The 23,685-nt window shown below is 73.4% G+C and carries 22 protein-coding genes; 19 read left to right on the top strand and 3 right to left on the bottom strand.

What is annotated here, in order from left to right; translation table 11 throughout:
- The first annotated feature begins 126 nt into the window (after window positions 1-126).
- The 5 genes from ACYVAP_RS14865 (at window position 127) to ACYVAP_RS14845 (ending at window position 5,871) form a co-directional block, all read left to right on the top strand.
- Window positions 127-1,230, top strand: a complete 1,104-nt coding sequence (locus ACYVAP_RS14865; RefSeq protein WP_498861274.1) for a LacI family DNA-binding transcriptional regulator — start codon at window positions 127-129, stop codon at window positions 1,228-1,230.
- Window positions 1,231-1,393: 163 nt separating this feature from the next.
- Entirely contained in the window at window positions 1,394-2,779 is a 1,386-nt protein-coding gene (locus ACYVAP_RS14860; RefSeq protein WP_498861273.1) for a type 2 periplasmic-binding domain-containing protein, read from the top strand.
- The gene (locus tag ACYVAP_RS14855) at window positions 2,776-3,657 is read left to right on the top strand and encodes a carbohydrate ABC transporter permease (RefSeq protein ID WP_498861272.1); all 882 of its coding nucleotides are present in this window, start codon (window positions 2,776-2,778) and stop codon (window positions 3,655-3,657) included. The genes ACYVAP_RS14860 and ACYVAP_RS14855 overlap by 4 nt, the downstream gene beginning before the upstream one ends.
- 49 nt (window positions 3,658-3,706) lie before the next feature.
- Window positions 3,707-4,528 (top strand): carbohydrate ABC transporter permease, encoded by an 822-nt coding sequence (locus ACYVAP_RS14850; protein WP_137769219.1) that lies wholly within the window; start codon window positions 3,707-3,709, stop codon window positions 4,526-4,528.
- Between the two features lie 50 nt (window positions 4,529-4,578).
- Complete coding sequence (locus ACYVAP_RS14845) at window positions 4,579-5,871, top strand: glycoside hydrolase family 32 protein (protein WP_498861271.1); 1,293 nt, start codon at window positions 4,579-4,581, stop codon at window positions 5,869-5,871.
- Between the two features lie 25 nt (window positions 5,872-5,896).
- Here ACYVAP_RS14845 and ACYVAP_RS14840 read toward each other — a convergent pair whose 3' ends face one another.
- Window positions 5,897-6,640, bottom strand: coding sequence for a GNAT family N-acetyltransferase (locus tag ACYVAP_RS14840; RefSeq protein ID WP_498861392.1), 744 nt, complete (start codon window positions 6,638-6,640; stop codon window positions 5,897-5,899).
- Between the two features lie 411 nt (window positions 6,641-7,051).
- On the opposite strand from ACYVAP_RS14840, the gene ACYVAP_RS14835 reads away from it, so the two are divergent.
- From ACYVAP_RS14835 to ACYVAP_RS14815, 5 genes are all read left to right on the top strand, one after another.
- The gene (locus ACYVAP_RS14835; protein ID WP_498861270.1) at window positions 7,052-8,479 is read left to right on the top strand and encodes a hypothetical protein; all 1,428 of its coding nucleotides are present in this window, start codon (window positions 7,052-7,054) and stop codon (window positions 8,477-8,479) included.
- Window positions 8,480-8,650: 171 nt separating this feature from the next.
- Window positions 8,651-9,478 (top strand): hypothetical protein, encoded by an 828-nt coding sequence (locus ACYVAP_RS14830; protein WP_498861269.1) that lies wholly within the window; start codon window positions 8,651-8,653, stop codon window positions 9,476-9,478.
- A gap of 95 nt (window positions 9,479-9,573) precedes the next feature.
- A complete protein-coding gene (locus ACYVAP_RS14825; RefSeq protein ID WP_498861268.1) occupies window positions 9,574-10,299 on the top strand; it encodes a hypothetical protein in 726 nt (241 codons plus the stop codon).
- Window positions 10,300-10,433: 134 nt separating this feature from the next.
- Window positions 10,434-12,587 carry a 3-hydroxyacyl-CoA dehydrogenase NAD-binding domain-containing protein gene (locus ACYVAP_RS14820; RefSeq protein ID WP_498861267.1) on the top strand — a complete coding sequence of 718 codons (2,154 nt, stop codon included), beginning with the start codon at window positions 10,434-10,436 and terminating at the stop codon, window positions 12,585-12,587.
- Between the two features lie 198 nt (window positions 12,588-12,785).
- Window positions 12,786-13,817, top strand: a complete 1,032-nt coding sequence (locus ACYVAP_RS14815; protein WP_498861266.1) for a proline-rich domain-containing protein — start codon at window positions 12,786-12,788, stop codon at window positions 13,815-13,817.
- A 76-nt stretch (window positions 13,818-13,893) separates the two neighbouring features.
- On the opposite strand, the gene ACYVAP_RS14810 is transcribed toward ACYVAP_RS14815, so the two are convergent.
- Together ACYVAP_RS14810 and ACYVAP_RS14805 are read right to left on the bottom strand one after the other, a co-directional pair.
- Window positions 13,894-15,135 (bottom strand): aminotransferase class I/II-fold pyridoxal phosphate-dependent enzyme, encoded by a 1,242-nt coding sequence (locus ACYVAP_RS14810; protein ID WP_498861265.1) that lies wholly within the window; start codon window positions 15,133-15,135, stop codon window positions 13,894-13,896.
- Window positions 15,136-15,171: 36 nt separating this feature from the next.
- The gene (locus ACYVAP_RS14805) at window positions 15,172-15,726 is read right to left on the bottom strand and encodes a GtrA family protein (protein WP_498861264.1); all 555 of its coding nucleotides are present in this window, start codon (window positions 15,724-15,726) and stop codon (window positions 15,172-15,174) included.
- Window positions 15,727-15,964: 238 nt separating this feature from the next.
- Between ACYVAP_RS14805 and ACYVAP_RS14800 the strand changes: the two genes are divergently transcribed.
- The 9 genes from ACYVAP_RS14800 (at window position 15,965) to ACYVAP_RS14760 (ending at window position 23,647) form a co-directional block, all read left to right on the top strand.
- Window positions 15,965-16,765 carry a hydroxymethylpyrimidine/phosphomethylpyrimidine kinase gene (locus ACYVAP_RS14800; RefSeq protein ID WP_137769210.1) on the top strand — a complete coding sequence of 267 codons (801 nt, stop codon included), beginning with the start codon at window positions 15,965-15,967 and terminating at the stop codon, window positions 16,763-16,765.
- 384 nt (window positions 16,766-17,149) lie between these two features.
- A complete protein-coding gene (locus tag ACYVAP_RS14795; RefSeq protein WP_498861263.1) occupies window positions 17,150-17,944 on the top strand; it encodes an amino acid ABC transporter ATP-binding protein in 795 nt (264 codons plus the stop codon).
- A gap of 33 nt (window positions 17,945-17,977) precedes the next feature.
- A complete protein-coding gene (locus ACYVAP_RS14790) occupies window positions 17,978-18,955 on the top strand; it encodes a glutamate ABC transporter substrate-binding protein (protein WP_498861262.1) in 978 nt (325 codons plus the stop codon).
- Between the two features lie 10 nt (window positions 18,956-18,965).
- Complete coding sequence (locus tag ACYVAP_RS14785; protein WP_498861261.1) at window positions 18,966-19,658, top strand: amino acid ABC transporter permease; 693 nt, start codon at window positions 18,966-18,968, stop codon at window positions 19,656-19,658.
- On the top strand, window positions 19,655-20,482 hold the full coding sequence (locus ACYVAP_RS14780; RefSeq protein WP_498861260.1) for an amino acid ABC transporter permease: 828 nt from the start codon (window positions 19,655-19,657) through the stop codon (window positions 20,480-20,482). Before ACYVAP_RS14785 ends, ACYVAP_RS14780 begins: the two co-directional genes overlap by 4 nt.
- 25 nt (window positions 20,483-20,507) lie before the next feature.
- The gene (locus ACYVAP_RS14775; RefSeq protein ID WP_498861259.1) at window positions 20,508-21,311 is read left to right on the top strand and encodes a class II glutamine amidotransferase; all 804 of its coding nucleotides are present in this window, start codon (window positions 20,508-20,510) and stop codon (window positions 21,309-21,311) included.
- Window positions 21,312-21,495: 184 nt separating this feature from the next.
- On the top strand, window positions 21,496-22,332 hold the full coding sequence (locus tag ACYVAP_RS14770) for an ABC transporter ATP-binding protein (RefSeq protein ID WP_498861258.1): 837 nt from the start codon (window positions 21,496-21,498) through the stop codon (window positions 22,330-22,332).
- Window positions 22,329-22,985, top strand: a complete 657-nt coding sequence (locus tag ACYVAP_RS14765) for an ABC transporter permease (RefSeq protein WP_498861257.1) — start codon at window positions 22,329-22,331, stop codon at window positions 22,983-22,985. Before ACYVAP_RS14770 ends, ACYVAP_RS14765 begins: the two co-directional genes overlap by 4 nt.
- A complete protein-coding gene (locus ACYVAP_RS14760) occupies window positions 22,982-23,647 on the top strand; it encodes an ABC transporter permease (protein WP_137769202.1) in 666 nt (221 codons plus the stop codon). Before ACYVAP_RS14765 ends, ACYVAP_RS14760 begins: the two co-directional genes overlap by 4 nt.
- Window positions 23,648-23,685: the final 38 nt, after the last annotated feature.

Genomic DNA, 23,685 nt, shown 5'->3' with positions numbered 1-23,685 from the left:
TGGTCGTGGTGCGTGGCGACCGCGGTGTGACGGCGCGGTGCCTTCCTGTCCCCCCAACGCCTCGCGGCCTGCGGTATTCCGTCTTATCGGGCACGGGACCCGGCCGCGTCGCCGTAGGCTGGCACGGTGACCCCCGCCGCTCGCCGTCCCACCTCCGCCGATGTCGCCGAGCGTGCCGGCGTCTCCCGGGCGACGGTCTCGATGGTCCTGAACGGCCGCACCGAGGGCACCGTCTCGACGGTGAACCAGGAGAAGGTGCTCGCGGCCGCCGCGGAGCTCGGGTACACGCGATCCGCGGTCGCCATGTCCCTGCGCGAGCGGCGCACCCGCACGATCGGCCTGATCAGCGACGAGATCGCGACGTCACCGTGGGCGGGCCGGATGGTCCGCGAGGCCTCGATGGCCGCGGCCGAGCGCGGGTACATGGTGCTCACCGCGGATCTCTCCCTGCGCGAGGCGACCGTGGAGGGCGCCGTGCGGATGCTCGCGGAGCGCCAGGTCGACGGCCTGGTCTACGCGGCGATGGGCCGCACCCGCATCACGGCGCCCACCCCGCCGCCGGGCATCCCGCTCGTGCTGCTGAACTGCGACGCCCTGCCCCAGGAGGAGGCGGCGGCCCCCGTCGCGGTGGTCCCGGACGATCTCCAGGGCGCGCGCCGCGCGGCACGGCGCCTGCTCGAGGTGGGGCACCGGCGGATCGTCATGCTCTCCGGGGACGACGACTCGGTCGCCACGCGCGAGCGGCAGCAGGGCTTCACCGAGGTGCTCGAGGCGGCCGGGCTCGCCCCGCGGATCGTGCGCACGGGCTGGCAGATGGACGACGGCTTCCGCGCCGCCGCGGAGCTGCTCGCCGAGCCGGTACCGCCCACCGCGCTGTTCTGCATCCGCGACCGGGTGGCCGCCGGCGCGATCCATGCGGCGGCCGTCGCCGGGGTCGCGGTGCCGCGGGAGCTCTCGGTGATCGGCTTCGACGACGAGGACTTCTTCGCCGAGGTGCTCACCCCGCCGCTCACGACGATCGCCCTGCCGCACGCGGAGATGGGCCGCACCGCGATGACCGCCCTGCTCGACCTCGTCGACGCGGGCGCGGAGGAGCAGGTCGACGGGGACTCCGAGGCCGGTGCTGTCGACGGGGCCGACGGGGCCGATGCGGCCGCTGCGGCCGGGACGGTCGTCGTCGCGTGCCCGCTCGTCGAGCGCTCCTCGGTGGCGCGCCCTCCGGCCGGCTGAGCCCCGCGCCCCGGCCCCTCCAGCGCGGTCCGGACAGGGATCCGTCGGCCGGCCTTGACACGTGTGAAAGCTGCGCCGCATACTCATCCCACCTCGCTTCGACACGTGAAGAAGTGAGGTCTCGGATCACCCCCCTGTGCCGCTGCTCGACGAAGAGGACCGCATGGCCACCCGATCACCCCTCACCCGCCGCGCGCTGCTCGGCGCCGCCGGTCTCGTCGGCGTCGCCGGCACCGCCGCCGCGTGGCCCCGGCTCACCGGGAGCGACATCCCCGGCCGCGGCGACGACGCCCTCACCGTGCTCATCCTCGGCACCGCCCAGGACGCCGCCGGCCGCCAGCAGATCGCCGACGCCTTCATGGAGGAGCACCCGGACATCCCCGTGCGCATCCAGTCCGTGCAGGCCACCGACTGGGGCGACTTCTTCGCGAAGATCCTCACCATGGTCGCCTCCGGCACCCAGCCGGACGTCGTCTACACCGCCACCGAGGGCGCCCAGCTCTTCGCCGAACGCCTCGCCCTGCCGCTGGACGACTACCTGCTGCGCGACGCCGACGCGGTGCGCGACTACTTCGAGGACGTCCACCCCAGCCTCATCGAGGCGTTCATGTACCAGGGCTCGCTCTACCAGCTGCCCCTCGACTTCAACGCCGCGAACATGTACCTCAACCTCGACGTCCTCGAGCGCAACGGGCTCGGGATGCCGGGCGAGGACTGGACCCGCGACGACTTCACCGAGCTGCTGCGCGGCATGCAGGGCGACGCGACCCCCTACTACTGGACCAACCGCCTCTTCGGCGGGATCGTCCCCTGGCTCTACGTCAACGACACCTCTTTCCTCACCGAGGAGAGGGCGCAGGGCGGCGAGCAGCTGTGGTCCACCTTCTATCCCGGCGAGGAGCGCTCCGGCGGCTACCTCTGGACCGGCTCCAACGCGACCCACGAGCGGGTCCACGAGAGCGTCGAGTACCTCCGCACCCTCGTCCAGGACGGCCTCGCCGTGCGCCCCGAGGAGGGCGGCGGCAACACCCTCGTGGGGCTCTTCGCCTCCGGCCGCATCGGCTCCACCCCCGCCGGCGGCTACTGGGTCCAGGGGCTCGCCGAGGGCGGCATGACCCCCGAGCAGTACGACGTGCAGTTCTTCCCCCGCTGGCGCACCCAGCGCCACCAGTTCGGCGCCGCCGGCTACGCGGTCATGAAGACGACGGAGAAGGCCGACCAGGCCTGGGAGTGGATCAAGTTCACCGCCTCCAAGCAGGCCATGCAGCTCGCCTTCCCGACACCGTCGACCACGCCCACCCGGCGCTCCATGGTCACCGACTCGCTCTACACGGGCATCGGCCCCGAGCACTGGTCCCGCTTCTACGACACCCTCGACCGCTTCCCGACCTCCGGCCCGATCCCCGCGCCGCCCCAGCAGGCCGCCGTCGAGACCGCCCTCATCCGCAACATCTCCACCGCGCTCTCCGGCGGGGCCGACGGCGTGGCCCGCTCCCTCGCCGCGCTGGACCGCGACCTGCGCGCCGTCTTCACCGAGGAGGACGCATGACCACCGACTCCCGCAGCACCCTGCTGCGCTGGATCTTCCTGGCCCCCACGATGCTCGGGGTGGGCCTGTTCGTCCTCGTGCCGATCGTCGGCTCCCTCGTCCTCGCCTTCTTCCGCTGGGACATCATCACCTCGCCGCGGTTCGTGGGACTGGACAACTTCACCGACCTCGCCGCGGACTCCACCGTCGCCGTCTCCTTCCTCAACACCGCCGTGTTCGTGGTCGTCGCGGTCGCCGCGCAGCTCGCGATCGCCATGCTGCTCGCGGTGCTCGTGCAGTCGCGGATGCCGGCCTGGCTGCGGGTGTTCTTCCGCTCCACCTTCTTCTTCCCGCTCGTGCTCTCCGCGGCGAGCGTCTCGATCCTCATGAAGTACCTCTTCAACGAGAGCTACGGCGTCATCAACTGGGCGCTGTCGCTCGTCGGGATCCCCGCCGTGCCCTGGCTGACCAGCCCGCAGTGGGCGATGGTCGTCGTCATCGCGGTGTACGTCTGGCAGAACTTCGGCTTCTCGTTCCTGCTGTTCATCGGCGGCCTCGCCGCGGTGCCGCAGGAGGTCTACGAGGCCGGAGCGATCGACGGCGCGACCGGGTGGCGGCGCTTCCGGCACCTCACGCTGCCGCTCGTGAGCCCCACGGTGCTCGTCGCCTCGGTGATGGCGATCATCTCCGCGCTGCAGGTCTTCGACCAGCCCTACGTGCTCACCCGCGGCGGCCCCGGCGACTCGACCCGCACGGTCGTCATGGTCATCTACGAGAGCGCCTTCCGGGAGCTCGAGTTCGGCCGCGCGAGCGCGATCGGCCTCGTGCTCATGGTGCTGATCATGCTGGTCACCGCCGCCCAGTTCCGCCTCGCCCGCCGCTTCGTCTTCTACCAGTGAGGAGCGTCCCTCCCATGACCCCTCACCCCTCTCCGTCCGGAGGCGTCCGATGACCCGCAAGCTCCCCTCCCTCGCCCGCTACGCCGCGCTCGCCGTCGCCGCGGTGCTCACCCTGGGCCCCGTCTGGTGGACCTTCACGACCTCGCTGCGGCCCGCCGCGGAGTCCTTCTCCCTGCCTCCGAGCTTCTTCCCGCTGAGCCCCGACTTCTCGAGCTACGCGGCGGTGTTCGAGCAGATCGGCGTGCCGCTGCTCGTGCTCAACAGCGCCCTGGTCACCGGGGTCATCGCCGTGGGCCAGATGATCACCGCCGCGATGGCCGGCTACGTCTTCGCCCGCATGGAGTTCCGCGGCAAGAACGCCCTCTTCGCGATCGTGCTCTCCACGATGATGGTGCCCGCGCAAGTCACGATCGTGCCCGTGTTCATGCTGATCCGCGGCATGGGCCTCTCCGACACGCTGCTCGCGCTGATCCTCCCCGCGATCCCCACGGCCTTCGGCACCTTCCTCATGCGCCAGTACTTCCTGGGCCTGCCGCTCGAGCTCGGCGAGGCCGCCGCGATCGACGGGGCGAGCCCCTGGCGCACCTTCTCCTCGATCTACGCGCCGCTGGCCCTGCCGGGCATGGCGATCGTGGGGGTGCTCGCCTTCAACTTCCACTGGAACGAGTTCTTCCGCCCGCTGATCTTCATGATCTCCGAGCAGAACTACACGCTGCCCCTGGGTCTGGTCACGCTCCAGGGCAACCTGGGCACGGGGTCGATCTCCGTGGTCCTCGCCGGGGTGGTGCTGTCGATGGTCCCCGCGGTCGTCGTGTTCCTCTTCGGCCAGCGCTACCTCCGCGAGGGCCTCACCGCCGGCGCCTCGAAATGACCTCTGCCCACGCCGATCCCCATCCGCCCCGCGAGAGAGACGAGACCCCCATGACCGCCCTGCACTTCCCGTCCCTGCACCGCGTCCACCCCCGCGGCTGGCTCAACGACCCCAACGGGATCCTCCACCACGACGGGCGCTGGCACGTCTACTTCCAGCACCACCCCGAGGAGCCCCGCCACCGCGACATCCTCTGGGGCCACATGTCCTCCCCGGACCTCGTGCGCTGGCGCGAGGAGCCCCACGGCCCCGTGCCCCGTCCCGGCGAGGCGGACCGCGGCGGCTGCTGGAGCGGCGTGGGCCTCGTGGACACCGCGGAGGACGGCACGGCGCTGCCCACCCTCGTCTACTCGGGCGTGGACGGCGTGCGCAACGACCTCTCCCAGGTCGTCGTCGCCCGCACCGACGCGCAGCTGCAGGGCGTCACCCGCTCCGTCGTCGCCGCCCCCGTGCCCGAGGAGCTCGACCTCGAGGGCGTACGGGACCCGTTCGTGCTCACGCTCGACGGCCACCGCTGGGCGATCCAGGGCGCCGGGATCCGCGAGGGCGAGGACGTGGTCCCCGCGATCCTGCTCTACGACGCGACGGACCTCGAGCGCTGGGAGTACCGCGGCACCCTGCTCACCGGGCACGATCCCGTCGCAGCCCAGCACGTCCCGGCGGAGATCTGGGAGTGCCCGCAGCTCGTGCGTCTCGGCGAGGAGTGGGCCCTGCTCGTCTCGCTCTGGTACCGCTCCGAGCGCGTCCCCGGCTCGATCACCGAGTCGGCCTACCTGCTCGGCTCGCTGACCACGGGCGAGGACGGCCTGCCCCGCTTCGCGCCCCGCACCGGCGGCTCCGTGGACACGGGCCCGGACTTCTACGCGCCGCAGGCCGTCGTCGATGCGGAGGGCGAGCGGGTGCTGCTGTGGGGCTGGTCCTGGGAGCACGCCGGCCGCACGCAGGAGCAGACCGACGCCCAGGGATGGGCCGGCTGTCTCACCTTCCCGCGCGAGCTGCGCCTCGAGGGCGACCTGCTCGTCTCCTCCGCGCCCGCCGAGCTCACCGCCCTGCGCGGGGAGGAGCTGACCGTCCAGGAGGGCACGCTCGAGGTCACCGCGCCGCTGCGGGCGGAGGTCCGCACGGCCGGCCCCGTCACCGTCACGCTGCACCGGGCGGGCGGCGCCGAGGAGACTCTGCTCGCGCACGCGGGCGGCCCCGCGACGCTCCTGCTCGACGCGGGCATCCTCGAGCTGCTGCCCACCTCCGGCACCCCGTCGACCGTGCGCCTCTACCCCGAGGGCGGGGACGCGGTGCGCTTCCGCGGCGAGGTCGAGCAGGCCTGGGAGCTGCGCCTGCCCTGAGCGGAGAGCGGGGCAGCGGCGGGGCTCAGGGCGTGCGCACGCCGCCGAAGACGAGCGTGCGCCGCAGCGCGAAGCCGAGCTTCTCGTAGGCCGCGATCGCGCCGGTGTTCGCGGCGCTCGCGTGGAGCAGCGCCCGGTCGCCGCGCTGCTGCACGGCGTGGGCGACGTCGAGCACGAGCGCGGAGGCGAGGCCCTGGCGGCGCTGGGAGGGGTCCACGCACACGGCGCTGATCTCGGTCCAGCCGTCGGGGTGGAGGCGCTCGCCGGCCATGGCGACGAGGCGGCCCTCGCGGCGCACGCCCACGTAGCGGCCCATCTCCACGGTGCGGGGGAGGAAGGGGCCGGGCTTGGTGCGCTCGACGAGGGCGATCATCTCCTCGGCGTCCGCGAGGCCCAGCTCCTCCGCCTCGGCAAAGGGACGCGGGGCGAGGGCGTCGGTCTGGACGAGCTGCACGCCGGGCACGCGGTACTCCCAGGTCCAGCCGTCGGGGATGACGGGATCGGCATGGGAGACGCCGACGACGGCGTCGTGCCCGAAGACCTCGAGGATCGCGCCCCAGACGCCCGGGTCCTCCCAGTCGCGGACCCCGACGAAGGGGGAGACGTCCGCGGGGTAGTGCTTGACGACTTCGTTGCCGATCGCGAGGTGCGCATGGGCTCCGGTGAGCGCGGACCAGGCGGGGCGGTCCAGCACACTCTCCTCGGCGTACGGGGCGTCGCTCGGCGACGGATCCTGCTGCGGCTGCTTCGGCTGCGCGACGTTCTCGATCGTGGCCACGGATCGCCCTCTCTGCGCGGTGGTGCGAGGAGCTCACCGTAGGTCCGTCCCGCGCACGCGGTCACGCGCGCGGGACGGTATGTGACGAACGCTGACCGCGGGGGGCGCCGGGTCATCGCCCGCGGGGAGCCGCTCGGGGGTCGAGCACGGCCTCGGCGCTGCGGCTCCTCGACCGGCGGGGATCTGTTCGGTGACGGGTCGGTAGCACCGTGCGAGGCGGACGGCGTCGGAAGAAATGCCCTGTGGCCTGCGCTGATGGACGCGCGTCAGAGATGTGACGATCTTGTAAAGAGACTGGCAAAGATGTTCAAGACTTCGTAAAGTTCTTTCGCGCCCGCCGCTCGGTGGGCGCACCGCGGGTCCCGGCCGTCGGCCACGGATCCCGATCCAGGGGGAACAGTCATGCATCACACCATCAGCCGCAGAGCAGGCGGCCGCCGCACCAGGATCCTCGCCCTCGCCGCCGTCGGCATCCTCGCCGCGGGCGGCGGGACGGCCGCCGGGCTCGCCGGCGGGGTCGGCGCCGCCGCCGCTCCCGCCGACGTCGCCGCCGGGACGGGGGACGTCGCCGGGGGCACGGGCGACGCCGCCGCCCCCGTCGTGGACGTCCCCGACTCGTGGGACGGCACGATCTCCGCGAGCGAGATCGGCAGCTCCTCCTCCTACGTCGCCGTGGACTACCTCTACGGCGCGAGCCGTGGGGCGAGCTCGATGAGCGCCGCGACGATCGCCGGCCAGGAGTTCTTCGCCGGCCCCGACGCCGTGTGCTCCGGGAAGGCCGTGCTCGACGGCCGTGCCTCCCGCTGCACCTTCACCGACGACGACTCGGGCGAACAGCTCCGGGCGACCGTCCGTCTCGTGGCGACGCCCTTCGCCGGCCGTGCCCTGATCGTCGCCGCCGATGACCAGGACGCCCCTCGGGCGACGGTGCCCGAGGGTGCGCAGATCGGGTACTGGGGCGCCGACGCCCCCTCGCCCGCGAAGGTCACGGCCTCCGACCTCGAGCACACCGTCATCAGCGCGGTGATGATGGGAGCCCGCTCCGACGGCGACCTCCCGGAGGACCTCGCCGCAGGCTGCACCGTCCTGGATCGCGGCGCCCACGGCACCTGCACGATCACCGGCTCCGGTGGCGGCGACGGCACCTACTACCTCACCCAGCAGACCGCGATCGACGGCGGGCCGGGTTACGTGGTCACCGCGCTCGACGCGGACGGCTCCGGCGTCACGCTCCCCTCGAGCTGGGCGGGCACCGTCTCCACGAGCCGGGTGGGGAACGAGGGCGGCGGCGTCGGCCTCGAGCACCTCTACCAGGATCGCGCCGTGACCTCGGTCAGCGCGACGTCCATCGCCGGCGGTGAGTACTTCGGCGGCTACGACGCCGTCTGCACCGGGAAGGCCGTGCTCGACGGCCGCGCCTCCCACTGCACGTCCACGAACCCGGACACGGGGGAGAAGGACAAGTCCACCGTGCGCCTCGTGCGGACCCCCTTCGGCCGGGCGCTGCTCGTCCTCGAGGACCCGGACGCGGCGCAGAAGCTCCCGGTCGCGAAGGGCGCCGAGATCTCGGTCTCCTGGGCCGACGCGCCCTCCGCCTCGGAGGCCACCGCGGAGGACCTCGAGGAGGCCTCGATCAACGCGGTGATGCTCGGCCAGGCCGCGGACGGCGACCTTCCCGCGGGCATCACGAGCGACTGCACCGTGCTCGACGAGGGCCACCACGCGGTGTGCACCCTCGACGGGACCGACGGCGCGGACGGCACCTACTACGCCACCTCGCAGGTCAACGAGGACCTCACCTACGTCTTCACGGCGCTGCCGGAGGACTGACACGGCCGCTGGCCCACGGGCCGGCGGAGCGGGCTCCGTCCGTACCGGGTGCGGGACGGGAGCGGAAGGGGACGGATCAGGGGGCGCGGTCGGGGGACCGCGGGATCCGGCCCCGGCCGGCGCCGACGACGAGTCGGCGCCGGCCGTGCGTCCGGGCCTAGGATCGAGGCCATGTCCGAGCGTCCCGCGCCGACCGACGCCGATCCCCTCGGGGACCCGTCGCCGTCGGACGAGCCCGCAGGGCAGGACGGGACGGCGCTGCCCGACTACGCGGCACGCGACGCGCACGCCGCACCCGCGGCGGCACCCGGCCCGGAGCGCGACGAGGCGGAGGCGGGGGACCGACCCTTCCCGCCCTGGGCGATCGTCAGCGTCGTCGCCCTCCTGGTGATCGGGCTGCTCGCCGGCCTCGTGATCGTCGCCGGCGCGCTCGACACCGCCGAGCGCCTCCGCACGGCACCCACCACGGCCACGACCCCCACGGATCCCGGCCCGCGCTCGACGCCCGCGACCGGCGACCCGTCGCTGCGTCCCGGCAGCGTCGACCGGGCGGGCGGCGGCGCCGCCCCCGACGGCAGCTTCTCCGATCCCGCGACCGTCGGCGAGGACACCCTCAGCTGGCCCACCTGGGACGGCGGCACCGTGCACGTGCGGGCCACCGAGGTGGACCCGGACGCCGAGCTCCCCCACGCACCGGGCACCGATGTCGTCGAGGACGGCCACCAGCTCGTGCTCGTCACCCTCGAGATCTCCTACGAGGGGCCCGGGCAGTTCCAGCCGCTCTCCGAGATGTGGTTCTCCGCGCAGACCGACCTCGGCTACGCGACGGACGTCCTGCCCGGCATGGCGCCGGACGCGATCGACACCGTCGGCGCGATCCGGGACGGCCAGCACGCGAGCGCCCGCTGCGCCTTCGTGCTCGTCTCCACCCAGATGGACGGCGCGCGGATCGTGCTCCAGCCCTACGACGGGGAGCCGCTGCACTATGCGCTGGGCTGATCCGGCCCGCCCCTCGCAGAACCCCGTCTGACCTGCGCGCACGGTGACCGAACCGTGACTTGTGGACGGGTGTGCGCACCCCTAGCATCCGGATCATGAGCCTGCCGTCCTTCCGTGCCCCGCACGAGAGCGCCCCGCCCCTCGCGCCCGCCGTGCCGTCGGCCCCCGGAGCCGTCGCCCCGCCGTCGGCGCCCCGCGGCGCCCGGCCCGGATGGGTGCTCCCGGTGATCACCGCGACCGTCGTCGTGGGGCTGCTGCTCGCCCTCGGCATCGTCGCCGGCACCGTGCTCGTCGCGCTGCGGCTGAGCCAGGGCGACGACCTCGCCCTGGACACGTACTCCGGGAGCGACGAGGTGGACGGTGTCGTCACCGACTCCTCGGGCACCGTGGTCGACGACGGCACGGGCGGCTACGACCACCCCGGGACCGTCGGCGAGCACACGGTCGCCTGGGGCACCTGGGACGGCGGCACCATGAGCGTGGGCATCGACAGCGCGGAGGTCGGCGGCACGATCCCCGGCCACGAGGACCTGCCGCGCCCCGGCTTCACGCTCGTGAGCGTCGAGGGGACGGTGGCCTACGAGGGTCCCGGCAGCCTCGTGCTCACCGACGAGCTCTGGCTGGGCGCCGAGACCGATCTCGTCTACGTGGACGACATGTCCCCCGGGGTGGTGCCGGGCTCGCTCGGCGAGCTGCCGCCGCTCGAGGACGGCGGGACGGTCGCCTTCACCGCCCTGTTCGTCGTCCCGGCGGGCGAGGAGGACGGCGTGATCATCGATGCGTCGAGCGGCGAGGGGGACTTCTCCTGGGAGCTGCCCTGAGGCCACGGAGGGGCTGAGCCACGGCCGCGGTGGACAAGCGGCCCGGCCGCGCGGCATGATCTATGTGAAACCCGCGGTACTACACATCCGTGGCGCACGACCTCGACGACGAGTCCGCGAAAGGCACCCCCCTGATGAGCAGCTACACCGAGCACGTCACCCGCGTCCTGACGGAGGACCTCGACCACCCCGCCCTCGGCACCGTCGCCGTCCTCACGCTCGCCCCGCCGGAGGGCGAGGAGCGTCGCCCCGCGACCCTCGGCCCGCAGTCCATCGAGGCCGTGACCGGCGCGATCGACACGGCGCTCGACCGGGCGGAGGCCGGGGAGATCGGCGCGATCGCCCTCACCGGCACCGGCCGCGTCTTCCTCGCCGGCGCCGACCTCTCGATGTTCGCCGACGCGCAGGCCGCCGGCAGCGTCCCCGCCATGACCGAGCGCGCGCACGCCCTCCAGGTCCGCGTGCGCACGAGCCCCGTCCCCGTGCTCGCCCACCTCAACGGTGCCGCCCTCGGCGGCGGCCTCGAGGTCGCCCTCATGGCCGACGTCCGCACCGCCGTCCCCGGCGCCCGCGGCATCGGCCTCCCGGAGACCGGCCTCGGCATCCTCCCCGGCTGGGGCGGCACCACCCTCCTCCAGAGCGTCGTCGGCCCCGAGACCGCCGTGCGGATGGTGCTCGAGGACCCCGCCCGCGACAAGCAGCTCTCCGCCGCGCAGGCCCTCGAGATCGGGCTCGTCGACGAGCTCGCCGAGGACCTCCCCGCCGCGCTCGACGCCTTCGCCGCGATCGTCGCCGCCCACGACGACGAGGAGGCCGAGGACGGCGCCGGGAGCACGACCGCCTGGGCCGGCCGCACCGCCCCGCTGCCCGCCGCCGGCAGCCCCGAGGCGGAGGAGCTCGCCGACGCCCTCGACGCCCCGCACACCTCCACGGAGACCCGCCGCGAGTGGGCCGCCCGCCTCGAGAGCCAGGGCGCGCCGTCCGTCTCCCGCGCCCTCGACCTGCTCCAGCAGCTGCCCGGCTCGACCCTCGAGGACGCCCTCGCCCGCGAGGCGACCGCCCTCACGGAGCTCGCCGCGACCCCCGCCGCCGCCGGGGCGATCCACGCCGCGGAGCTCCTGCGTCACGGCAAGCCCGGCCGCCGGCCCGTCGAGGGCGCGCGCGAGATCCGCTCCGTGGGCGTCGCCGGCGCGGGCCTCATGGCCTCCCAGATCGCCGCGCAGCTCGCCCTGGGCCTGCAGGTCCCCGTCATCATGCGCGACCTCGACGCCGCCATCGCGGAGAAGGGCCTCGCGCACGCCCGCGAGGTCGTCGCCGAGGCCGCCTCCCGCGGCCTGCTCGACGAGAGCGCCGCGAGCGCCGTCGCCGCCGGGCTCTCCGTCACGACCGACGTCGCCGACCTCGCCGGCTGCGACCTCGTCCTCGAGGCCGTCCCCGAGGTGCTCGCGATCAAGCGCTCCGTGTTCCAGGAGCTCGAAGGCGTGCTCTCCCCGGAGGCGCTGCTCGTCTCCAACACCTCCTCCCTCTCCGTCGCCGCCATGGCGGAGGGCCTCGCGCACCCCGAGCGCGTGGTCGGCCTGCACTTCTTCAACCCGGTCGCGAAGATGCCGCTCGTCGAGGTGATCCACACCGAGCAGACGGACGACGCGACCCTCGCCACCGGCCTCGAGGTGGTGCGCCGCCTGCGGAAGTTCGGCGTGCGCAGCGCCGACGCCCCCGGGTTCATCGTCAACCGGCTCCTGTTCCGCGTGCTCGGCGCCGTGCTCGCCTCCCTCGACGCAGGCGCCGATCCCGCCGAGGTCGACGCCTCCCTGGACCCGCTGGGCCTGCCCATGCGGCCCTTCACCCTGCTCGACCTCGTGGGCCTCAAGGTCGCCGACCACGTGGGGGAGGTGCTGCGCGGCGAGCTCGGCGAGCGGTTCCACGCCTCCCCGGGCCTGCACGAGATGGCCGAGCGCGGCGGCCGCTTCACCGACCGGGTCAAGGGCGCCGTGCACGCACCGGTCTCCGCGGCCATCGGCGAGGTCTTCGGCGCCGGCGGGGCGAGCGGCAGCGCGCCCGTGGGCGACGCCCTGCTCGAGGCGGTCCAGGACGGCCTCGCCGAGGAGATCGGCCTCATGCTCGACGAGCACGTCGTCGAGAGCCCCGACCAGATCGACCTCGGGATGATCCTCGGCGCCGGTTTCCCCCGCCATCGCGGCGGCATCACGCCGTACCTCGACCAGGTGGGCGCCTCCGAGCGCGCCGCCGGCCGCCGCTTCCACGGGGACCGCTTCGCCCGCTCCTGAGTCCCCGGAGCAGGAGCGGCACGGCCGCCGGGGCCCGCGGGACCCGGCGGCCGTTGTCATGTCGTGACCGTGCGGGCGCGGCCCGACGGGGTGAGGGAGGTCTCCCGCCCCTTACGATGTGGCGATCGGGCCGCGGCCCGACGTCCAGGCATGACACGAGGAAGGGGACGGCGCCGTGGCATCGGCGCCGGCAGGAGCATGTCGCAGCCACCGCAGAACCCTTGGGGGCAGCCGCCGTCGGACGACGGCCTCGGCGGGCAGGACCCCGCAGGCCAGCAGGGCAGCTGGCAGCAGGATCCGGCCGCCGGTCAGGGGGACTTCGCCCAGCAGCCCGGCCAGTACGACTCCCCGGGGCAGTACGACGCCGCCGGCCAGTACGGCCAGGCGGGCGGGTACGGCCAGCCGTCCGCGAACGGCTACGGCCAGCCCTCGGCGAACGGGGCCGGCCAGCCCTCCTTCGGGCAGGGCACCCCGGCGCCCGGCTTCGGCGACCCGCAGAACCCCTCCTTCACCCCGGCCTTCGGCGGCGCGCCCCAGGGCGGCGAGCCGCCCAAGAGGGGCAACGGCGGGAAGATCGCACTGTTCGTGTGCATCGGCTGCGCCGTGCTCGCAGTGCTCCTCGTGGTCGTGGGCGGCGGCATCTTCCTGTTCTCGAACAGCGGCGGCGACGATCCGACGGATCCGCCCAGCACCACCACCTCCGAGCCGGAGACCACGGACCCGACCACCGAGCCCGAGACCACGGATCCCACCACGGAGGAGCCGACCACCCAGGCCGCCGGCGACAAGGGGACGAAGGACAACCCGTACTCGATCGGCGAGACCTTCACGCTCGAGGACGGCAACGGCGGGACGATCGACGTCACCGTCGGTGAGATCAACTGGGAGGCGACCGACGAGGTCAAGAAGGCCAACAGCTTCAACGAGGACCCCGAGGACGGCAGCACTTACATCCTGGTGCCGATCACGGTGACCTACCACGGCTCGGACTCGCTCGAGCCGTTCCTCTCGGTGTCCGGGGAGTACGTGACCCCGGAAGGCAACTCCTACTCCGACGCCGGCACGGTCACCCCGCACTCCTCGATCGACGTGGGCACGCTCTACGACGGCGGCACCGGCGAGTGGGAGGAAGGCATCATCATCCCCGCCGACCAGGCGAAGAAGGGCTCCTTCACCTTCACCTCGCTCCTGGACTTCACCGGCGAGAAGGTCTGGGTGAAGGCCGCCTGATCGGCACCGCCCGAACACCGCCGCGGCCCGCCCTCCCCTCGGGGACGGCGGGCCGTCGTGCGTCCGGCGCCCGAGCTCAGCGGCGCGGGGCCGCCCAGGCGTCGAGCCGCTCGAGGGCCTGCTCGATCGTCGGCACGTCCTTGCAGAAGGCGAGCCGCAGGTACGCGCGGGCGTCTCCGCCGGGCGCCTGCGCCGCTGCGCCCTCACGGTAGAAGGCACTGAGCGGGATCCCCACCACCCCGGCCTCTGCCGGGAGCCGCTCCGCGAGGGCCGCGGCGTCGGCCTCGCCGAGCGGGGCGGCGTCGGCGACGACGAAGTAGCCCGAGGCCGGGACGGCGACGCGGAAGCCGATCTCGCGCAGGCCTCCCACGAGCAGGTCACGGCGCGCACGGAGGTCCTCCGCGATCGCGGTGAAGGCCTCGTCGGGCAGGCGCAGGCCCTCCGCGACCGCCCCCTGGAAGGGCGCCCCGGAGGTGTACGTGAGCCACTGCTTCACGCCCGTGATCGCCGTGAGCAGCTCCGGCCGCGCCGTCACCCAGCCGATCTTCCAGCCGGTCACCGAGAAGGTCTTGCCGGCGGAGGAGATCGAGACGGTGCGGTCCTGCGCGCCCGGCAGCGCGGCGAGCGGGGTGTGCACGGCGCCGTCGTAGGTGAGGTGCTCGTAGACCTCGTCGGTCACGAGCACCGCGTCGACCGCCGCGGCCTCGTCCACGAGCCGCTGCAGCACGGGGGTGGGGAGCATGAGCCCCGTCGGGTTGTGCGGGGTGTTCACGAGCACGAGCCGGGTGCGCGCGGAGAACGCGGCGGCGACCGCGGACTCCTCGACCTCGAGCACGAGGTCCCCGCGCTCGTCCACGCGGGAGGAGACGGGGATCGTGCGGTGCACGCCGCCCGCGAGCGCGATCACCGCCGCGTACTGGTCGTAGAACGGCTCGAGCGTCACGACCTCGTCGCCGGGCCGGACCAGCGCGAGCAGGGTCGCGGCGAGCGCCTCGGTGGCCCCCGTCGTCACGAGCACCTCGCTCGCGGGATCCCAGACGAGTCCGTGGAAGCGCTGCTGGTGCTCGGCGACGGCCTCCCGCAGCACCGCCTCGCCCGCCCCCGGCGGGTACTGGTTGCGGCCGGCCCGGATCGCGGCGACCGCGGCCTCCGCGACGACCTCCGGCGGGTCCGTGTCCGGGAAGCCCTGGCCGAGGTTCGCGGCGCCCGTGCGGGCGGCGAGCGCGGACATCCGCGCGAAGACGGTGGGGCGGGCCTGCCCGTCCACGAGCAGTCCGGCGGCCTGCGAGGCCCGGGTCCAGGGTCCGTTCACGTCCATGCCCGGCAGTGTCGCAGAGCCGTCGCGCGGCGGGCCTCAGCGCTCGCGGGGGAAGACGAACCGGCCGTAGGTGACGTAGCGGAACGACGTCGAGACGACCTGGCCGATGAGCGTGCCGGAGATGTTGTCCGCGAGCGGGGAGTCGAGGCCCAGCACGTAGCGGGAGAAGCCGAGGCACGCGAGCTGCAGGCCCGCGGCGATCACGTTGACGATCACGAAGGCGAGGATCGAGCGGGTCGTGTGCGGCGCGGGCCGGTCGCCGAAGGTCCACAGCCGGTTGCCGAGGTACGTGAAGCACGAGGCGACGGCGATCGTGAGGATCTTCGCGGGGATCGGGTGCGCGTGCAGCACGCCCTCGCCCCAGCCGCCGCCGGGCGTCCAGAACACGAGCAGGTTGTACATCGCGGCGTCGAGCAGGAAGACGATCCCGCCCACGGTGAGGAAGGCGAGGGACGGCCGCAGGTGCGAGAGCAGGAACGCCCGGAGCCGTGCGGAGCGGGAGGCGGGCGGGACCGGGGCCGACGGGGCCGCGGCCGGAGCGCTCTGGCTGTTCCCGGCCGGCGCGCTCTGGCGGGTCCCGGGCTTCGACACGCACGGCACTGTACCGGAGGGCGGGCGCTACCCTGGGAGTCCTGCCGCTGCGACGGGACCGGAACGGACGTCCCTGGGAGCGCGCGGCAGATCCGCAGCGACGGGACCCGTCCTGCCGGCGCCGGTCATGACCGCGCGCCCGGCGGCGACGCGGCTACCTGGGAGCGCGCGGACACCCGGACCAGGGGCCCGCCACGGGCCCCGGAGGCCGGGGACCACCTCTTCACGGAAGGCCACCATGACCCACGTCGCCCTCGCCATCGCCGGATCCGAGGCCACTGGAGGCGCCGGCGCGCAGACGGACCTCAAGACGTTCCACCAGCTCGGCACCTTCGGCACCGCGGCGCTCACCTGCATCGTCTCCTTCGACCCGAAGAACGACTGGGGCCACCGCTTCGTCCCCGTCGAGCCGCAGGTCATCCGCGACCAGATCGAGGCGACCACCGCGGTGCACGACATCGACACGGTGAAGATCGGCATGCTCGGCACGCCCGCCACGATCGACGCGGTCGCCGCCTCCCTCGCGGAGCGCGACTTCACGAACGTCGTCCTGGACCCGGTGCTCATCTGCAAGGGCCAGGAGCCCGGCGCCGCGCTGGACACGGACAACGCGCTCAAGGAGAAGATCCTGCCGCTCGCCACGTTCGTCACCCCGAACCACTTCGAGACGCTCTCCCTCTCCGGCATGGAGTCGATCGAGACCGTCGAGGACCTCACCGAGGCCGCGAAGCGCATCCACGACACGTACGACGTCACCGTCCTCGCCAAGGGCGGCGTGGTCCTCCCCGGCGTCGACGCGGTGGACGTGTTCTACGACGGCGAGCAGATCGTCCAGCTGTCCAGCCCCAAGATCGGCGAGGAGCGGGTCTCCGGCGCCGGCTGCACCCTCGCCGCCGCCGTCACCGCGGAGCTCGCCAAGGGTGCGAGCGAGCTCGAGGCCGCGCGCACCGCGAAGGCCGTGGTCACGAGCTCGATCGAGAACCGCCAGGGCGGCCACGCCCCCTTCGAGGCCGTCTACCAGGGCGCCTACCGGGCCTGACCCGCCACGGCCCGGCGCGGCCCGCCGGCCCGAACCGGCCCGCCGGCCCGGCGCCAGGCCACGGGACGTCTTCGCGCAGGTTCCCTCGATCTCGGGGACATCTGCGCGAAGACGTCCCGTCGTCACGTCGGGAACCCGTCATGCCCGCCCGCGGCCCAGCCCGGCTTTCCCCGCGCTCCCGCCCACCCGGCCGTCGGGGCCGCGGGACGTCCTCGTACGGGTCCCCTCGATTCCGGGGGTGACCCGTACGAAGAGGTCCCGTATTCCCTCTGCCCGCCCCTGCCCGCCCCCGCGCCGGCCCGCCGAGGTCACGGAAGCGTCCCGGATCCCGGCCATCCGGTCACACAAGTGGACAAGCGCCCTCGAACTGCCCAGGATCGGGACATGGATCACAGCCTCCCCGACGCCGATCCCGCCGCCCAGGGCGCGGGCCCGGACCCTGCGCCGCCGCTGATCTCCGTGCGCGGCGTGAGCAAGCACTTCGGGGACTTCGTCGCGCTGAACGACGTGGACCTCGACGTGCGCCGCGGCGAGGTCGTCGCGGTGATCGGCGCCTCGGGCTCGGGCAAGTCGACCCTGTGCCGCTGCATCAACCGCCTGGAGACCATCACCTCCGGCGAGATCCGCATCGACGGCGAGCTGCTGCCGGAGGAGGGCCGCGAGCTCACCCGGCTCCGCTCCGACGTCGGCATGGTGTTCCAGTCCTTCAACCTCTTCCCGCACCTGCGCGCGATCGACAACATCACGCTCGGCCCGCGCAAGGTGCGCGGCGCCTCGAAGGCCGACGCCGAGCAGCGGGCGCGCGAGCTGCTCGAGCGGGTGGGCCTCGCGGACAAGGCGCACAGCCTCCCCGCCGAGCTCTCCGGCGGGCAGCAGCAGCGCGTCGCGATCGCCCGGGCGCTCGCCATGGACCCCAAGGCGCTGCTCTTCGACGAGCCGACGTCGGCCCTGGACCCCGAGGTGATCAACGAGGTCCTCGACGTCATGGGCTCCCTCGCCGAGCGCGGCATGACGATGCTCGTGGTCACGCACGAGATGGGCTTCGCCCGCCACGTGTGCGACCGCGTCGTGTTCATGGACCGCGGCGAGATCGTCGAGGAGGGCGAGCCCGAGCAGTTCTTCACCGCCCCGCGCACGCAGCGGGCCCGGGACTTCCTCTCCACGATCCTCCCGCACTGACCCCACCCGATCCCACGACCCCAGGAGCCCCTCATGACCCGCCAGATCCGTCCCGGCCGCCGTTCCCTGCTCGCCGCCGCGGCCGCCGTGCCCGCGGTCGCCGCCCTCGCCGCCTGCTCCTCCGACTCGACCGACGCCCCGTCCCTCGACGGCTCGGGGGCGAGCGACGGCGGCGCGGCGAGCGGCGAGTACGACGCCGTCATCGCCGGCGGCCCCGTCGCGGAGGACTCCGCGATCTCCGGCAGCGCCTGGGCGACCGCGATCAAGGAGAAGGGCAAGCTCGTGCGCGGCGGCACCACCGCCAACCAGGTCTTCTCGATCATCGACCCGGCGACCGACAAGGTCACCGGCTTCGACGCGGGCATCACCCAGCTGCTCGCGCGCTACATCCTCGGCGAGGGCGGTGAGGAGAAGGTCGAGTACATCGACACGACCGTCGAGACCCGCGAGACGATGGTCCAGAACGACACCGTGGACTGCGTGATCGCGACCTACTCGATCACCCCTGAGCGCCTCGAGAAGATCGACTTCGCCGGCCCGTACTACCTCTCCGGCACCTCCATCCAGGTGCGCACCGAGGACAAGGACTCGATCACCGGCCCCGCGGACCTCACCGGCAAGAAGCTCGTCACCCAGTCCAACTCGACCGGCATCCAGGCGATCGAGGACAACGTGAAGGACCCGGGAGACGTCGAGACCCTCGCGGACAACGAGTCCTGCGTCGCCGCGCTCAAGCAGAAGCGCGTGGACGCGTACGTGCTGGACCAGGGCGTGCTGCTGGGGAACTCGAAGGCCGATCCCGAGGTCACCGTGGTGGGGGAGCCCTTCACCGAGGACCCCTACGGGATCGGGCTGAACAAGGAGCACGCGGACGCCCTCGAGCTCGTCAACGCCTTCCTCGAGGCGATCGAGTCCGACGGCACCTGGAAGAAGCTCTACGAGGCGACGATCGGCCAGGTCATCGAGGGCGACGCCCCCGAGCCGCCCACCGTCGGCGACCTCCCCGCCTGAGGCGACCCGGATGCAGATCCTCGTCGAGAACTGGCCCCTGCTGCTGCAGGGCATCGGCACCACGATCGCCCTGACGCTGCTCGGCTACGCCTTCGCGCTGGTCCTGGGCACCGTGGTCGCGGTGTGCCGGGTCAGCCCGATCCCGCCGCTGCGCTGGGCGGGGACGGTGTACGTCGAGATCTTCCGGAACATCCCGCTGCTGAGTCTGCTGATCCTGCTCGCCTTCGGGCTGCCGGACGCGGGCCTCGTGCTGCCGTACTTCTGGTGCGGCGTGCTGGGCCTGACCCTCTCGAGCGCCGCCTTCGTGGGGGAGAACATCCGCTCGGGCATCAACACGGTGCCCGTGGGCCATGCGGAGGCGGCCCGCTCGATCGGGCTGGGCTTCTTCGGGGTGCTGCGCTACGTGGTGCTCCCGCAGGCGTTCCGCACGATGGTCCAGCCGCTCGTGAACGTCTTCATCGGCACGCTGATCGGCTCCTCGCTGTGCGCGGCGATCTCCGTCGGCGAGACCACGTACGTCACGCAGCAGCTGAACATCCGCTCCGCGGAGGCGGTGCTGCTGTTCCTCGTGGCGGGCGTCGTCTACCTCGCGCTGTCGCTGCTCGCGGCCTACGGCGGGCGCCGCCTCGAGGCGCGCCTCGCGCCGGGCGGCTCGGGCCGGCTGCGACCGTCCGTGCGGCTCCAGGGGGCGGCGCAGGCATGAGCACCCGCAGCGCGAGCGCCACCCAGGTGCTCTTCGACGCGCCCGGCCCCCGCGGCCGGGCGCGGATCCGCGTCCTCTCCGTCCTCTCGGTGCTGGCCATCGCCGCCGTGCTCGGGCTGGGGCTGTGGCAGTTCGGCCGCAACGGCCAGCTCGCGGCAGACAAGTGGCTGCCGTACCTGCGCCGCGACTATCTCGCCTTCCTCGGCGAGGGTCTGCTGGGCACCCTGCGGGCGACGGTCGTCGCGGCCGTGGTCGCCTTCCCCTTCGGTCTGCTGCTCGCGCTCGGCCGGCTGTCCCGGCTGCGGGTGCTGAGCGGGGTGGCCGCGGCGTGGATCGAGTTCTTCCGCGGCATCCCGATGCTGCTCGTGGTCTACGCGTTCCTGCTGGCCCTGCCCGCCTACGGGGTGACCTTCCCGCGCTTCTGGATGCTCGTGATCCCGATGATCCTCGTGAGCTCCGCGACGACGGCGGAGGTGTTCCGGGCGGGGATCCGGGCCGTGGACCGAGGCCAGCACGAGGCGGGCGCGGCGATCGGCCTGACCTCGGGGCAGACCATGAGCGCGGTGATCCTGCCGCAGGCGGTGCGGCTCGTGCTGCCGAGCCTCGTGCTCGCGCTCGTGAGCCTGCTGAAGGACTCGACGCTCGGGTACGTGGTGAGCGTGAACGAGCTGCAGTTCCAGGGCAAGACGATGGTCTCGATCACCCGCTATCTCGTGCAGACGTATCTTGTGGTCTCCGGGATCTACATCGTGCTGAACATCCTGCTCACGCGCGCAGCGCACCTGCTCGACGCCCGTATGCGGCGCCGTGCCGCGACGGGCTGACCCGGCCTGACGGAAGGACCTCCCCATGTGCCGACTCCTCGGCGTCGTCAGCTCCACCCCGCGCCCGCTCGAGCGGATCGTGCCGGCGGAGCTGCCCCTGTTCACCGCGCTCTCCGAGCGGCACAAGGACGGCTGGGGCGTGGCCTGGTACCCGGATCCGCACCGCTCCCGCACGCCGGAGGTGCGCAAGGGAACGGACACGGCGCTCGCCTCGAACGCCTACGGGGACGCGGTCGCGGAGGCCCACGGCGAGGTGATCGCGGTGCACCTGCGCCGGGCGAGCGTGGGCCTCGCCCTCGAGCTCACGAACACGCACCCCTTCGTCGAGGGGGAGGTGACCTTCAGCCACAACGGTCAGTTCGACCTCTCACCGGAGCTGCGGGAGCGGATCCTCGCGCGCGGCGGGCGCCGCCCCGAGGGCACCACGGACTCGGAGCTGTTCCTCTCGCTGATCACCGCGCATGCGCGGGAGGCGGCCGACGGCGCTGCCGCTGCGGGCCCGTCCCCGCAGGACTGGGCGCTCGCCGTGCAGCGCGCCGCGGCGGAGCTCACCGCCTGGCTCGAGGAGATCGCGGGACGGCCGCCGGAGTCCCTGAACTGCTTGCTCACGACGCCGGACGCGCTCATCGCCTTCGCCCAGCACGATCCGGCGCAGGCCCCCGCGGACCAGCCCCGCGAGGTGTACGACCTGCGCTGGCGCCAGGACACCGAGCGGGTGCTCGTGAGCTCCACCGGCTACGAGCAGGCGGACTTCGTGACCCTGCCGCAGGGCGGGGCGCTGAGCATCGGCCGCACCACGCTCGCCGTCACCGAGCACCCGCCGCTCTGAGCCCGTCCCCGCGGCACGGCGCAGCGCGGTTGCGAGGTGCCTCGTCTCGGCATGTCCGCCTCGACGTCGGGGAGAGCCGCCGGGCATGTCCTGCCACGAGGGCGACGATGCAGTAGTGTCGGCCGTGCACGTCCCTCGAACACCTGTACGACGCCCTGAACCGCACCCCGCACGGGAGGCCCCGTTGATCGCCTTCGAGAACGTCGGCAAGACCTATCCCGACGGGACCACCGCCGTCGAGGACTTCAGCCTCGAGATCGCCTCGCACGAGGCCGTCGTGCTCGTGGGCACCTCCGGCTCCGGCAAGACCACCCTGCTGCGCATGATCAACCGCATGGTCGATCCCAGCAGCGGCCGCGTCGCGATCGACGGCGAGGACGTCGCCGCCCTCGACCCCGTGCGCCTGCGCCGCTCGATCGGCTACGTGATGCAGGCCTCCGGGCTGCTCCCGCACCGCAGCGTGCTGGACAACGTCACCACCGTGCCCGTGCTGCGCGGCACCTCCCGGCGCGAGGCCCGCTCCCGCGCCCTCGAGCTGCTCGAGACCGTGGGCCTGGACCCGGCCCTCGCCCGCCGCTACCCCTCTCAGCTCTCCGGCGGCCAGCAGCAGCGCGTGGGCGTCGCCCGCGCCCTCGCCGCGGATCCGAACATCCTGCTCATGGACGAGCCCTTCGGCGCGGTGGACCCCATCGTCCGCGCGGACCTCCAGCAGGAGATGCTGCGGATCCAGAAGGAGCTGCACAAGACGATCGTCTTCGTCACCCACGACATCGACGAGGCCTTCCTGCTCGGGGACCGCGTCGTGCTGCTGCGCCCCGGCGGCGTCGTCGCCCAGCAGGGCACCCCGCAGGAGATCCTCGCCGCCCCGGCGGACGACTTCGTGCGCAGCTTCGTCGGCGCGGACCGCGGCACCCGCACCCTCCACGTCGAGGAGGTCGACGGCCGCCGCGTCGTCGTCGACGCCGACGGCCGCGCCGCGGGCGTCCTCGAGGCCCCCGCCGGCGGGGCGGGCCGCCCATGACCTGGGTCCTCGAGAACCTCGACCTGCTCGGTTCCCGCCTGCTCGCCCACCTCGTGCAGGCGCTCCCGCCGATCCTGCTCGCCTTCGTGCTCTCGCTGCCGATCGCGAAGCTCATCGCCGTGCGCGGCTGGCTGCGCACCTCCCTCACCGCGGGCGCCGGGCTGCTCTACGCGATCCCCTCGCTGCCCCTGTTCATCGTGCTGCCGCTGTTCCTCGGCACCTCGATCCGCAGCCCCCTGAACATCGTCGTCGCGCTCACGATCTACGGCCTCGCCCTCATGGTGCCGAGCGCCTCGGAGGCCCTGCGCGCCGTCAGCGGGGACACCCTGCGCGCCGCGACCGCCCAGGGCTACGCCCCCCTCCAGCGGTTCTGGCAGGTCGAGCTGCCGCTCGCCGGTCCCGCCCTCGTCGCCGGGCTGCGCGTCCTCGCCGTCTCCACCGTGTCCCTCGTGACCGTGGGCGGCGTGCTCGGCGTGCCGAGCCTCGGCATGCTCTTCATCGACGGCTTCCAGCGGGGCATCCTCGAGGAGATCCTCTCCGGGATCGTGCTCACCGTGGCCCTCGCCCTGCTCCTGGACCTGATGATCGTCCTCGGCGCCCGGATCGCCCTGCCCTGGGCGCGCACCCCGCGCCGGAAGGGGGCACGAGCATGACCCAGCTCCTCGAGGCCCTCGCCTGGATCGCCGACCCCACCCGCTGGTCCGGCCCCGGCTCGATCCCCGTGCGCCTGCTCGAGCACCTCTGGTACACGCTCCTGGGCGTCGGCATCGCCGCCCTCGTCGCGATCCCGGTGGGACTGCTCGTCGGCCACACCCGCCGCGGCCGCGGCCCCGTCGTCGCGCTCAGCGGCGCCGCCCGCGCCCTGCCCACCCTGGGCCTCGTGACCCTCTTCGGGCTGTGGCTCGGGATCGGGCTCACCGCGCCCGTGCTCGCCTTCGTGATCCTCGCGATCCCCTCGCTGCTCGCCGGCGCCTACTCCGCATGCGAGGCCGTGGACCCGCGCACCGTGGACGCCGCCCGCGCCCAGGGCATGACCGAGTGGCAGATCCTCACCCGGGTCGAGGTGCCGCTCGGCCTCCCGCTCCTGATCGGCGGGGTGCGGCTCGCGGCCGTGCAGGTCGTCGCGACGGTCATGCTCGCGAGCTACATCGGCAACGGCGGCCTGGGGCGCTTCATCTTCCTGGGCCTGAACCTCTCCGACTACCCGCAGATGCTCGGCGGGTCGATCCTCGTGGTCGCCCTCGCGCTCGTCATCGACCTCGCCCTGCGCCTCGTGGAGCGGCTCACCGCGCCGCGCGGCGCCGCCCGCACCTGACCCGGCTCCACCCGCCCCTCACCCGATCCGCCCCGCCC

It is taken from the genome of Brachybacterium horti, from assembly GCF_054777615.1.
Note: the sequence above shows the minus strand (reverse complement) of the source record. Positions and strands in the feature narration are given on the sequence as shown.